Origin of the sequence: Streptomyces chilikensis (assembly GCF_001642695.1) — a bacterium.
Lineage (GTDB): Bacteria > Actinomycetota > Actinomycetes > Streptomycetales > Streptomycetaceae > Streptomyces > Streptomyces chilikensis.
Genome location: NZ_LWCC02000005.1, coordinates 3,121,792 through 3,134,475, shown reverse-complemented (window position 1 = coordinate 3,134,475; position 12,684 = coordinate 3,121,792). Strand labels below are relative to the sequence as shown.

8 protein-coding genes are annotated in these 12,684 nt (G+C 74.2%); 3 read left to right on the top strand and 5 right to left on the bottom strand.

Features of this window, described 5'->3' with window-relative positions; all coding sequences use genetic code 11:
- Both A2U95_RS13960 and A2U95_RS13955 read right to left on the bottom strand, forming a co-directional pair.
- Positions 1-641, bottom strand: a 641-nt coding sequence (locus A2U95_RS13960) for a GNAT family N-acetyltransferase (RefSeq protein ID WP_166022426.1), incomplete at its 3' end; no start/stop codon positions are given.
- A complete protein-coding gene (locus A2U95_RS13955) occupies positions 562-1,572 on the bottom strand; it encodes an EamA family transporter (protein ID WP_166022424.1) in 1,011 nt (336 codons plus the stop codon). The genes A2U95_RS13955 and A2U95_RS13960, both read right to left, overlap by 80 nt.
- Before the next feature lie 110 nt (positions 1,573-1,682).
- On the opposite strand from A2U95_RS13955, the gene A2U95_RS13950 reads away from it, so the two are divergent.
- Both A2U95_RS13950 and A2U95_RS13945 read left to right on the top strand, forming a co-directional pair.
- The gene (locus A2U95_RS13950) at positions 1,683-2,594 is read left to right on the top strand and encodes a LysR family transcriptional regulator (protein ID WP_166022422.1); all 912 of its coding nucleotides are present in this window, start codon (positions 1,683-1,685) and stop codon (positions 2,592-2,594) included.
- A gap of 343 nt (positions 2,595-2,937) precedes the next feature.
- Entirely contained in the window at positions 2,938-4,797 is a 1,860-nt protein-coding gene (locus A2U95_RS13945) for a glycoside hydrolase family 3 protein (RefSeq protein ID WP_240957318.1), read from the top strand.
- A gap of 174 nt (positions 4,798-4,971) precedes the next feature.
- Here the strand turns inward: A2U95_RS13945 and A2U95_RS13940 are convergent, their stop codons facing one another.
- Positions 4,972-6,438: an alpha/beta hydrolase family protein gene (locus A2U95_RS13940; protein WP_166022419.1), complete on the bottom strand. Its 1,467-nt coding sequence runs from the start codon at positions 6,436-6,438 to the stop codon at positions 4,972-4,974.
- Between the two features lie 328 nt (positions 6,439-6,766).
- Positions 6,767-10,516, bottom strand: coding sequence for an ABC transporter ATP-binding protein (locus A2U95_RS13935; RefSeq protein WP_166022418.1), 3,750 nt, complete (start codon positions 10,514-10,516; stop codon positions 6,767-6,769).
- Positions 10,517-10,818: 302 nt separating this feature from the next.
- On the opposite strand from A2U95_RS13935, the gene A2U95_RS13930 reads away from it, so the two are divergent.
- The gene (locus tag A2U95_RS13930; RefSeq protein WP_166022417.1) at positions 10,819-11,619 is read left to right on the top strand and encodes a phosphatase; all 801 of its coding nucleotides are present in this window, start codon (positions 10,819-10,821) and stop codon (positions 11,617-11,619) included.
- Here A2U95_RS13930 and A2U95_RS13925 read toward each other — a convergent pair.
- A complete protein-coding gene (locus A2U95_RS13925; RefSeq protein ID WP_166022416.1) occupies positions 11,607-12,581 on the bottom strand; it encodes a cation diffusion facilitator family transporter in 975 nt (324 codons plus the stop codon). The two genes, A2U95_RS13930 and A2U95_RS13925, sit on opposite strands and share 13 nt — an antisense overlap.
- Positions 12,582-12,684 lie beyond the last annotated feature (103 nt).

The window sequence follows — 12,684 nt, the reverse complement described above, 5'->3', positions numbered from 1 at the left end:
GACCGGCGAGGTGGGGAGAGGGTTGTACGGTCCGCCAAGATTTTTTCCAGCTTCTCCCGGACCCCCGCCCAGTCGTCCGCGAGGACCGCGTGCACCGCCGTGTCCCGCAGCCGGCCCTCCTCCCCGGCGACCCGGGAGACGCCCCAGCCGCGCAGCACGCCCTCCGGGCGGGCCCTCACCCGCTCCATCGCCGCGCGCGACCGGGTGTTGCGGGCGTCGGTCATCAGGTCCACCCGGCTCACGCCCCAGCCCTCGAAGGCCTGCCGGAACAGCAGCAGCTTGGCCTCGGTGTTGATCCCGGTGCCCTGCGCCGAGCCGCCCAGCCAGGTCCACCCCACCTCGACGGCGTCCAGCCTCCCGGGCGAGCGCCAGGCGCGCGGCGTGCAGAAGGAGGTGCAGCCGACCGCGCGCCCGGTGGCCCGGGAGACCTGCGCGTAGGGAGCGACCGTCCCCTCCTCGGCGCGCCCGCACCGGGTGGCGATGTACGCGGGGACCTCGTCCGCCCGGGGCACCCAGGTGTAGGCGTAGGAGGACCGGTCCTCCTCCGCGGCGGCGGCCAGGTCAGCCGCGTGGCGCGGACGCAGCGGCTCCAGCCGCACCAGCGAGCCCTCCAGCGGCGGGGCGGTCAGCCGGAATCCCATCCAGGGCCTCCTTCGTCGTCGGGGCGTCCGCGGCGGAGTCTGCCCCACCGCCCGCTCCCGCGACGACCCGGTTTCCGCCCGGGCGGGCGAGGGAGGTCATGGCGACGCCCGTCACCAGCAGGGCCGCGGCGGCCCACCGCGGCGGGCTGACCGCCTCGTCCAGCAGCAGCCAGGCGGAGGCCATGCCGAAGACGGGGACCAGCAGCGAGAACGGGGCGACCGTGGACGCCGGGTGGCGCCGGATCAGCCAGCCCCAGGCGCCGAAGCCGAACACGGTGCTGACCCAGGCGATGAAGAGGAGCACTCCCACGCCCTGCCAGTCCAGGCCGCGCAGGGCCGCCAGATCCCGGTCGGCGCCCTCGGTGAGCAGCGAGAGGGCCAGCAGCGGCAGCACCGGCACGGTGCTCACCCAGACCATGAAGTTGAGCGCGTCCGGCGGCGACGCCTTGCGGGTGAGGACGTTGGAGACGCCCCAGCAGGCCCCGCCGAGGACCACCAGGGCGAAGGCGTGCAGCGGTCCGCCGGTCCCCTCGTCCACGGCCGCCACCACGATGCCGGCCGCCGCGACCGCCATGCCCGCCACCCGCGGTCCGGTCAGGCGCTCGCCCAGCACCGCGCAGGCGATCAGGGCGGTGAAGACGGCCTGGACCTGCAGGACCAGCGAGGTCAGTCCGGCGGGCATGCCCTGGTCCATGCCGACGAAGACCAGGCCGAACTTGGCCACGCCCAGCGCGAGTCCGACGCCCACGATCCACTTCCACGCCACCTTCGGCCGGCCCACCAGGAACACGGCCGGCAGCGCGGCGAGGAGGAACCGCAGCGCGGACAGGAGCAGGGGCGGGAAGTGGCCGAGGCCGATCTCGATCACCACGAAGTTGACGCCCCAGGTCGCCGCGACGCACACGGCCAGCAGGAGGTGAGTAGGTCGCATGACCCGAGGATCCGCTGCCGCCACCGTGCAGCACCAGCGATGATTGCTGCACCGGCGGATGTAGCGATGCTGAACGGTCGCCGCCGGACGACTCCCCGGGAGGGCCGGACATGCTCGATCTGCAACGACTGCGCGCCCTGCACGCGGTCGCCGTGCACGGCACCGTCAACGCGGCGGCGGCCTCGCTGGGTTACACCCCCTCGGCCGTCTCCCAGCAGATCGCCAAGCTGGAGCGGGAGACCCGCACGGTCCTGCTGGAACGGCACGGCCGCGGGGTGCGGCTGACCGAGGACGCCCGCAGGCTCGCCGGGACGGCGCGCGAGCTGCTGGGGCTGGTGGAGCGCGCGGAGGCGGAACTGGAGGAGCGGCGCGGGGAGCCCTCGGGACGGCTGACGGTCGCCGCCTTCCCCTCGGCGGCGCGCGGGCTGATGCCGGGCGTGCTGGCCGAGCTGGCGTCCCGGCACGCGGCGCTGGACGTGCGGCTCGGCGAGGTCGACCCGCACCTGTCGGTGGGGATGGTGGCCAAGGGCGCCGTCGACATGGCGGTGACCCACGACTGGGACGTCGCCCCGATGACCTTGCCGCCCGGTCTGGCCCGGCAGCGGATCGGGGAGGACCTGAGCGACCTGATGGTGCCCCGGGGCCACCGGCTGGCCGGCCGCGCCCGGGTGCGGCGGGAGGAGCTGGCGGGGGAGCCGTGGGTCTGCCAGCCGCCGGGGCGGGTCTGCCACGACTGGCTGGTGCGGACCATGCGGGCGGCCGGGCACGAGCCGCGGGTGGTGCACACCGCCGACGAGAATCCCACCCTGGTCGCCCTGGTGGCGGCCGGGCTGGGGGTGGCGGTGATCCCCCGGCTGGGCCGCGGCCCGCTGCCCGAGGGCGTGGTGACGGTGCCGATGGAGCCGGTGCCGGTACGCCGGCTGTACGCGGTGTGGCGGGAGGAGGCGGCCCGGCGTCCGGCCGTGACGGAGGCCGTCCGGACCCTGCGGGCGCGGTGGGGGGCCGTCGTGGGGGAACCGTGAGGCGGGGCGCCGCGTCCAAGGGCCGTACTGCCGGACGAGTCACCGCGGAGCGGTCGACCGGCCACCTGTGGGGGCCGGTTCCCCCTTTCCCCTCCGCCCGCGGCCGGCAGCCCGGCCGTCACCGGCGCCACCCCCTCCAGGGCGCCGGTGACGGCCCACCGGGCCTCCCCCGCGCCCGGGGGCGCCCCCGGGCGCGCCCCCGGCATCCGTCGAACACCCGCCGGGCCCCGGCCGGACCGTTCCCCGGCGGGCCCGCGCGGCGCCGCCACAACCCTTGACCGAAAGAAACTTCCCCGATATTCGTGACCTCTCGGCAGTTTCCTTCACCAAGGAAGGGGCGCACGTGCGCTACTCCAGCACGGGGCTTTCGGACAGCACCGCCTCGGGAAACACCGCTCGGCCCTCCAGACGTACCGTTCTCGCCGCCACCGCCGGTGTCACCGCGGCGCTGGCGGCCGGCTCCCCCGCCCTCGCCGCGGACGGCCCCGCGCCGGTGGACGACGAGCACCTGCGGTCGCTCGTCTCCAGGATGACGCTGGAGGAGAAGGTCGGCCAGCTCTTCGTGATGCGGGTCTACGGCCACTCGGCGACCGCCCCGGACCAGGCGGACATCGACGCCAACCTCAAGGAGATCGGCGTCCGCACCGCCGCCGAACTGATCGAGAAGTACCGCCTGGGCGGCATCATCTACTTCGCCTGGGCGCACAACACGCGCGATCCCCACCAGATCGCCGACCTGTCCAACGGCATCCAGAAGGCCTCCCTCGGCCTTCCGCGCGGGCTGCCGGTGCTGATCGCCACCGACCAGGAGCACGGCATCGTGGCCCGGGTCGGGAAGCCGGCCACCCTGCTGCCCGGCGCCATGGCGCTGGGGGCGAGCGGTTCCAAGGCCGACGCCAAGGCGCTGGGGCGGGTCGCGGGCAAGGAACTGGCGGCGCTGGGCATCCGGCAGAACTACTCCACCGTCTGCGACGTGAACGTCAACCCGGCCAACCCGGTGATCGGCGTGCGCTCGCTGGGCGCCGATCCGCGGGCCGCGGCCAGGCTGGCCGCCGCCGAGGTGGTCGGTTACCAGAACTCCGGGGTGGCGGCCACCGCCAAGCACTTCCCCGGCCACGGCGACACCGCCGTCGACAGCCACTACGGCTTCCCGATCATCACCCACAGCCGTGAGCAGTGGGAGGAGCTGGACGCCCCGCCGTTCAGGGCGGCGATCCGGGCCGGGATCGACTCGATCATGACGGCCCACCTCATGGTGCCCGCCCTGGACCCGTCGGGCGATCCGGCCACCCTGTCCCGGCCGATCCTCACCGGCATCCTCCGCGGGGAGCTCGGTTACGACGGCGTGGTGGTCACCGACTCCCTCGGCATGCAGGGCGTGCGGACCAAGTACGGCGACGCGCGGGTGGCGGTGATGGCGGTCCAGGCCGGCGTCGACCAGCTCCTCAACCCGCCGGACATCGACGTCTCGTGGAACGCGGTGCTCGACGCCGTCCGCACCGGCGAGCTGACCGAGGCGCGGCTGGAGGAATCGATCCTGCGGATCCTCCGCCTGAAGGCGAAGCTCGGCCTCTTCACCGACCCCTACGTCACCCACGAGGGCGTCGACGAGGCGGTGGGCACGAGGGCGCACCACAAGGCCGCCGACCGGATCGCCGACAACACCACCACGCTGCTGGTCAACGAGGGCGGCCTGCTCCCGCTGAACCGGCTGAGCCACCGCAGGGTGCTGGTGGTCGGCCCCGACCCGGCCTCCCCCTCGCTCTCCGACGGCCCCACCACCAAGGTGATCGCCGCCGCGCTGGCCGAGTCCGGGTTCACCACCACCGCCCGCACCACCGGTACCGCGCCCACCGCCACCGCCGTCGCGGGGGCGGTCACGGCGGCCGCCGACGCGGACGCGGTGGTCGTCGCCACCTACAACGTGACGGCGAGCAGCAGCCAGAAGACGCTGGTGCAGCGCCTGCTGGAGACGGGGAAGCCGGTGGTCGTGCTGGCGGTGCGCAACCCGTACGACGTGGCGCACCTGCCCGGGGCGCGGGCGGTGGTGGCCTCGTACTCGTGGACCGACACGGAGGTGCGGGCGGCGGCCCGGGTCATCGCCGGGAAGGTCTCGCCGACCGGCCGGCTGCCGGTGCCGGTGCAGCGGGCCGACGCACCGGCGGAGGTGCTCTTCCCGATCGGGCACGGCCTGACGTACTGACCGTCCCGGGGCACCCGCACGAGGTGACGGCCCGGCGTACCGGCCCGGCCGTCATCGGCCGCACGCGGCCTGCGCCCGCCGTCGCCGGGGGCCGCGCGAGTTCCGAGGACGCGACGGCCGCGCCGTGCGGGGCCCTCCCCGCACGGCGCGGCCGGTGGCGCTCTCCCCGTCAGGTCACGGGCGCAGGGTGGGCTCCCGCTCGACGTCCCGCTTGTCCAGCTTGGCGTCGAACTTCGCCAGCGGCTTGGCCTTCGAGGGGTCCGCCTCGACGGCGGCGGACGCGACCCCGGCCCACGTGAGGATGCGGGCCGTGGCGAGCGCCTTCTCCCCGGGCACCAGACCGGCCACGTTGGCGCCGTGGTTCATCCCCGGCGCGGTCAGCACGTAGGAGTCCTTCGCGCCCTTGCCCAGGTGGAACGGCTCGGCGCCCCACGGGTCGTTCTCGCCGTAGACGAAGAGCATCTGACGGGCGTTCCGGCGCACCCAGTTGTCCACGTCGCGCATCGCCGACGGCTGGAACCGCATCGGGATGGAGCGCGGCACGAAGTTCCGCGGCGGCTGGTAGCCGTAGCGGATCAGCCCGTCCTCGATGTGCGGGAAGGTGATGGTGGGCGCGCCCAGCTGGGTGCCGGCCTGGTAGTAGTACGGCGTGTACCCGGACAGGCCCTGGTCCGTGTAGGAGGAGAACCCGGCGATCGTGTCGACCGAGTTCCAGATCTCCTCGTCCGTGGCGTTCGCCGCGTCCGCGGGGATCGACTCGCAGTCGGCGAGGGTGCTGTACTGCCAGAAGCCCCACACGTAGTCGAGCACCACGGCCTCGTAGGCGTGGTCCATGGAGCCGATGGTCCCGAAGGTCCAGCCGTTCTCGGCCGCCGCGGCGGCGTAGCGCTCCATCAGCGCGTCACGGCGGACCAGGGCCTCGCGCTGCACGCCGTTGAGGCGGTCGCGGCACTCCTTGGTGCCGACGGTGGCGAAGAAGTCGTCGTAGGCCGAGTCCTCCTTGTTCACCACGTCGTTGGGGGCGACGTAGGCGACCACGCCGTCCATGTCGCGCGGGTAGAACCGCTCGTAGTAGGTGGCGGTCATGCCGCCCTTCGAACCGCCGGTGGACAGCCAGTTCTCGCCGTAGAGCGGCTTGAGGGCCTGGTAGATGCGGTGCTGGTCGCTGGCGGCCTGCCAGATGTCCAGGTCCGACCAGTCGGCCGGGTCCGGCCGGGACGGCGTGAAGAACCGGTACTCCATGGAGACCTGGTTGCCGTCGATGATCTGGGTGGGCTCGCGGCGGCTCGGGTTGGTGGAGACGCCGTAACCACTGGTGTGGAAGACCGTCGGGCGGGAGACGTCCTTGTGCAGCACCGTGATGCGCTGCTGGAACGTTCCCCGGGACGGGTCGCGGTGGTCCACCGGCTGGGTGTAGTTGAGCACGAAGAAGCGGTAGCCGGTGTACGGCTTCTCCTGGATCAGGCTCATCCCGGGTATCGCGAGAAGCCGGTCCAGTACGTCCGCCTCGGCCGCCGCGACCCGGGCGGTCGCCGTGGTGGTGTCGACGGCTCCGGACTGGACGGCGGTGGCCGTCCCCGCCGTGCCCAGCGTGCCCATCAGCACACCGAGTGCCATCGCTCCTCTGAGCGCCTTGCGCATGCACCCTCCCCTGGAGACATAGGTGGCCCGAACCTACCCGTGCCACCCGCGCACCACCAGGGCCGTACACCGCACTTCCCCGCCACCCGCCCCTCCCTGACACCCCCTCACCGGTGAGCGGCCGGGCCGCCCGCGGGTGCCCGCCGCCGCAGGGCGCGGCTCGCGGACGAAGCGGACCGGGCCGGGCCGGGCCGCGGGGGCCCGCCGCTCCGGCGGCAGGGGGGGCCCGCCGCTCCGGCGGCAGGGGCGCCCGCCCCGCACGCGGCGTGCGGGGGGACCCGGCCGTCCGCACGCCGCGTGGAGAGGGCGCCGCCCGGCGCGGGCGGGGTCAGCGGCGGTCGGCGGCGGGTTCGGGGGTGCCGATGAAGGTCTGCCAGAGGGTGGTGTAGCGGCCGCCGCGGGCGAGGAGGTCGTCGTGGGTGCCGTCCTCGGCGACGCGGCCGTGGTCCATGACGATCACCCGGTCCGCCCGCGCCGCGGTCGTCAGCCGGTGCGCGACGACCAGCGTGGTCCGCCGTCCGGCCAGCTTCTCGGTGGCCGCGTTGACCGCCGCCTCCGTGGCGAGGTCGAGCGCCGCCGTGGCCTCGTCGAGCAGCAGCACGTCCGGGTCGACCAGTTCCGCCCGCGCGAGCGCGATCAGCTGCCGCTGTCCCGCGGACAGGTTCCGTCCCCGCTCGGCGACCTCGTGCAGGTAGCCGCCCTCCAGCGTGGCGATCATCTCGTGCGCGCCGACCGCCCGCGCGGCCGCCTCGACCTCGGCGTCGGTGGCGTCCGGCCGCCCGTAGGCGATGGCGTCCCGCACCGTGCCGGGGAAGAGGTACGCCTCCTGCGGCACGACGCCCAGCCGCCGCCGGTACCCCGTGAGGTCCAGCTCCCGCAGGTCGTGGCCGTCGACGGTGACCCGCCCGGAGGTCGGGTCGTAGTACCGGGCGACCAGTTTCACCAGCGTGGACTTGCCGGCGCCGGTCTCGCCCACGAACGCCACCGTCTGCCCCGCGGGGATGCGCAGGCCGATCCCGGTCAGGGCGTTCCCGCCGTCGCCCTCGCCGTCGCCGCCGTACGCGAAGTGGACGTCGTCGAAGACGATCTCGCCCCGCAGCTCCCGCACCGGCACCGGCTTCTCCGCCTCCTCGGTGGAGGTCGGCTCGCGCAGCAGTTCCTGGACGCGTCCCAGCGAGACCGCGGCCTGCTGGTAGCCGTCGAAGACCTGGGAGAGCTGCTGGACCGGGGCGAAGAACAGGTCGATGTAGAGCAGGTAGGCGACCAGCGCGCCCGCCGTCAGCGTGCCCGCGGCGATTCGCCCGGCGCCCACCCACAGCACCGCCGCCGAGGCGACCGTGGCGAGGAACTGCACGAAGGGGAAGTACACCGAGATCAGCCACTGTCCGCGGATCCGCGCCCGCCGGTACAGGTCGCTACGGGCGGTGAACCGCTCGCCGCCGGAGCGCTCCCGGCCGAACGCCTGGAGGATGCGCAGCCCGGCGACCGATTCCTGGAGGTCGGCGTTGACCGTGGAGACCCGCTCGCGGGCCAGCTCGTACGCCTTCACACTGGCGCGGCGGAAGAAGTAGGTGGAGACGACCAGCGGCGGCAGCGTCGCGAAGACGACCAGCGCCAGTTCGACGTCGATCACCAGCAGGGCGCCCATGATGCCGAAGAAGGTGACCACCGAGACGAACGCGGTGACCAGGCCGGTCTGCAGGAAGGTCGCCAGCGCGTCGACGTCCGTCGTCATCCGGGTCATGATGCGGCCGGTGAGCTCGCGCTCGTAGTAGTCCAGGCCGAGCCGCTGGAGCTGGGAGAAGATCTTGAGCCGGAGCGCGTAGAGGACCCGCTCGCCGGTGCGGCCGGTCATCCGCATCTCGCCGACCTGCGCCGCCCACTGGGCGAGCACCACGGCGAGCGCGATCAGCGACGCCGCCCAGACGCCGCCGAGCGCGGCCCGCTGGACGCCGTCGTCGATGCCGTTGCGGATCAGCACGGGGAGCAGCAGGCCGGTGCCGGCGTCGATCGCGACCAGCAGCAGGCTGACGGCCAGCGGGGCGCCGAAGCCGCGCAGCAGGCGGCGGAGGTTGTACTCCTCCTCCGGCCGGACGGCGCGCTCCTCGTCCACGTCGGGGGTGTCGGTGGCCGGGGGCAGGGCGTCCACCTTGGCCAGCAGGTCCGGCGTGGCGGGCATGCCCTCCAGTGCGGCGTCGCGGGGCTCGCGGTCGCCGGTCCACAGGCGGGGGGTGACGCCGCGCTCGGCGTCGAACTCGGCGTCCAGTTCGTCGCGGACGGTGGTGTCCTCGTCCGCCTCCTCCGCGGCCGTCCGGACGTGGCCCGGGGAGACGCCGCCGAGCTCGTCGGGGTCGGTGAGCAGGCCGCGGTAGAGGGCGCAGCGTTCGGTGAGCTCGTCGTGGGTGCCGACGTCGACGAGGCGGCCGGCGTCGAGGACGGCGATCCGGTCGGCGAGGTTGAGGGTGGAGCGGCGGTGGGCGATCAGCAGGGTCGTCCGGCCCTCCATGACGTGGCGCAGCGCCTCGTGGATCTCGTGCTCGACGCGGGCGTCGACGGCGGAGGTGGCGTCGTCGAGGACCAGCAGGCGCGGGTCGGTGAGGATGGCGCGGGCGAGCGCGACGCGCTGGCGCTGGCCGCCGGAGAGGGTGAGGCCGTGCTCGCCGACCTTGGTGGCGTAGCCGTCGGGGAGCGCGGTGATGAAGTCGTGGGCCTGGGCGGCGCGCGCGGCCCGTTCGATCTCCTCGTCCGTCGCCCCGGGGCGGCCGTAGGCGATGTTGTCGCGGACCGACTCGGAGAAGAGGAAGGAGTCCTCGGGGACCAGCCCGATCGCCGCGCGCAGCGACTCGAGGGTCAGCTCGCGCACGTCGTGGCCGCCGATCCGGACCCGGCCGCCGGTGACGTCGTAGAAGCGGGGCAGCAGCAGCGAGACCGTGGACTTGCCGGAGCCGGAGGTGCCGACCACGGCGAGGGTCTCGCCCGGCCGGATGGTGAACGACAGCCCGTCCAGGACGGGGCGGGTGTCGTGGTAGGCGAAGGAGACGTCCTCGAACTCGACGGTGGCGGGCGCGTCGGCGGGCAGCGCGGTGGCGCCGTCCTCGAAGGACGGCTCGGTGTCGATCAGTTCCAGCACGCGCTCGGTGCCGGCCCGGGCCTGCTGGCCGACGGTGAGCACCATGGCGAGCATGCGGACCGGGGAGACCAGCTGGGCCAGGTAGGCGGAGAAGGCGACGAAGGTGCCGAGGGTGATGTGGCCCTCCACCGCGAGCCAGCCGCCGGCGGCCAGCATGGCGACCTGCCCGAGCGCGGGCACGGCCTGGAGGGCGGGGGTGTACGTGGCGTTGAGCTTGATGGTGCGCAGCCGCCCGGCGAAGAGGCGGCGGCCGACGGTGCGGAGCTTGCCGGTCTCCTGGTCCTCCTGGCCGAAGCCCTTGACCACGCGGACGCCGGTGACGGCCCCGTCGACCACGCCGGCCACCGCGGCGGCCTGGGCCTGGGCGTACCAGGTGGCCGGGTGCAGCCTGGCGCGGCTGCGGCGGGCGATCCACCACAGGGCGGGGGCGACCGCGACCGCGACGGCGGTCAGCGGGAGGGAGAGGGCGGCCATCACGCCCAGGGAGATCAGGAAGAGCAGGATGTTGCCGATCGTCATGGGCAGCATGAAGAGCAGGCCCTGGATCAGCTGGAGGTCGCTGGTCGCCCGCCCGACCACCTGGCCGGTGGACAGTTCGTCCTGGCGGCGGCCGTCGAGGCGGGTGATGGTGCGGTACATGTCGGTGCGCAGGTCGTGCTGCACGTCCAGGGCGAGGCGTCCGCCGTAGTAACGGCGGATGTACGTCATCACGTAGACGACGAACGCGGCGGCGACGAGCAGGCCCGCCCAGGTGGCCATCTCCCGGGTGCGGTCGCCGATCACGTCGTCGATGATCACCTTGGTGATCAGCGGGATCAGCGCCATGACCGCCATGCCGGCCAGTGAGGAACCCAGGGCGAGTACCACGTCCTTGGGGTGCCGCCAGGCGTACGCCCCCAGCCGGCGCGCCCAGCCGGGCCCGCCGTTCTCCTGTTGCCGCTCCGTCACTCGGGGTGCCCTCCGCCGGTCCTGATCTTCCTCCAGGCACCAACCACCGCCGGAGCGGATTTCATCCCTCCGCAACAATCGGCCGTGTCCGCCCGCGTCGGCGGCGTGACCGGGCGGCCGCACCGCCCGGCCGGAGGCGTCCGGCCGGAGGCGTCCGCCGCGCGGGGAGGAGCGGTTCGCGGAGGGCCCGGACGGGCCGGCGCCCTGACGGGTGGAGGCGGCGGCACAGGTTTCGGACGTGGGTTCGAGACCTGTGGACAATCACCAGGACGCCGGGGGCGGGGTCCATCAGAATGGGTGACATGCCGATACCAGGGACCCCCACACCCAGTCGTGACGAGCTGATCGAGCACCTCGTGCGCACCCGCATCGCGGGGGACGTCGCCACTCCGCGTGAGAACAACCTGTCCCACTACCGCGCCCTCGCCAACGGGGACCGCTACTACTGGTTCGGTCTGGAGTTCGGCGACCGCTGGGCCGACGAGCAGGACGTGCTGGCCGTGATGGCGGAGCGGGTGGGGGTGGACGACGACCCGGCGCACCGGGCCGGGCAGGACACCATCGACCCGGAGCTGACCGTCGCCGGGCTGGAGCGGATGGCGGCCCGGCTGCGGAAGGCGGCGGAGGACGGGCAGCGGGTGCTGCTGGCCACCGGGCACCCTGGGGGGCTGCTGGACGTCCACCGGGCCACGGCGGCGGCCCTGCGCGCGGCGGGCTGCGAGATCGTGGTGGTCCCGGAGGACCTGGGCACCGTGGAGGGCCGGGTGGTCCAGTTCGCCGACGTGGCGGTGGTGGAGCGCGGCGCCAGCCTCTGGCACACCCACTCGGGCGACCCGATGCGGGCGATCCTCTTCGCGCTGGCCGAGGACGGCCGCCCGCTGCCCGACCTGGTGGTCGCCGACCACGGCTGGGCGGGGGCGGCGGCCCAGCACGGCGTGGACGCGGTGGGCTACGCGGACTGCAACGACCCCGCGCTGTTCGTGGCCGAGGCGGAGGGCACGCTCCAGGTGGCCGTGCCGCTCGACGACCATGTCCACAGCCCCCGGTACTACGACCCGATGACCGCCTACCTGTTGAGCGAGGCGGGCCTCTACGAGGGCTGACCCGGGCTTCCTCCGCGCGCGGGCGTCGGGTCCAGGTACACCCGGCTGATCACCGGGAACGCCTCCCGCAGCCGCCGTTCGGCCGTCTCGCAGGCCCACTCGACCTCGGCGGCGGTGGAGACGTCCCGGAAGTCGACCTTGGCGGCGACCAGCGCCTCCCGCGGCCCCTGGAGCAGCGTGGTGAGTTCCAGGACCTCCTCGATGTGCGGCACCGCCCGCAGCTCGGCGCGGATGCCGTCCCGGACGGCGGCCGGCAGCGGGCGGCCCACCAGCAGCTCGGCGTTGGAACGCCCCAGCACCCAGGCGACGTACAGCAGCAGCACGCCGATCAGCAGCGAGGCCACGCCGTCCCACACCCCGGACCCGGTGAGCTGCCCGCCCAGCAGGCCGAGCGCCGCCAGCGTCAGTCCGACGAGGGCGGCGGTGTCCTCCATGACCACGGCCTTGACCGCGGTGTCCGGGGTGCGGCGCAGGTACCGCCCGAAGGTCGCCCCGTACCGCCGCGCCTCGGCCCGGGTCTGCCGCAGGCCGGTGCGCAGCGAGATCCCCTCCAGCACGAACGCGACCGCCAGCACGATGTAGGAGATCAGCGGATCTCCCAGGTCCTCGCCCTTCACCAGGGTGTGGACGCCGTCGTAGAGGGAGAACACGGCCCCGCCGACGAAGGTGGCGACGGCGGCCAGCAGCGCCCAGATGTAGCGCTCCGGCCCGTGGCCCAGGGGGTGGGCCTCGTCGGCCGGCTTCTCGCTGCGCCGCAGCGCGGTGAGCAGCAGCAGTTCGGTGACGGTGTCGGCCACCGAGTGGGCGGCCTCGGAGAGCATCGCGCTCGATCCGCTGATCGCCCCGGCCACCGCCTTGGCGAGGGCGATGCCCAGGTTGGCCGCGGCGGCGACGATCACCGTGACGGTGCTCTCCCCGCCGCCGGGGGACGCCTCGGCGGTGGTGCCCGGAAGGTTCGCCATGCGCCGATTCTCGCCCGCGGACCGCGGGCGCGCTTCCGCGCGGGCGGTCGCGGGGTGACGCGGGACGGCCGCGGTGAGGCGCGCGGGGCGGCCGCGGCCGGCG

Coding starts and splice junctions, on each gene's coding strand:
- A2U95_RS13955 (WP_166022424.1), bottom strand. CDS start 1,572: ATGCGACCTACTCACCTCCTGCTGGCCGTGTGCGTCGCGGCGACCTGG.
- A2U95_RS13930 (WP_166022417.1), top strand. CDS start 10,819: ATGCCGATACCAGGGACCCCCACACCCAGTCGTGACGAGCTGATCGAG.
- A2U95_RS13925 (WP_166022416.1), bottom strand. CDS start 12,581: ATGGCGAACCTTCCGGGCACCACCGCCGAGGCGTCCCCCGGCGGCGGG.
- A2U95_RS13940 (WP_166022419.1), bottom strand. CDS start 6,438: ATGCGCAAGGCGCTCAGAGGAGCGATGGCACTCGGTGTGCTGATGGGC.
- A2U95_RS13950 (WP_166022422.1), top strand. CDS start 1,683: ATGCTCGATCTGCAACGACTGCGCGCCCTGCACGCGGTCGCCGTGCAC.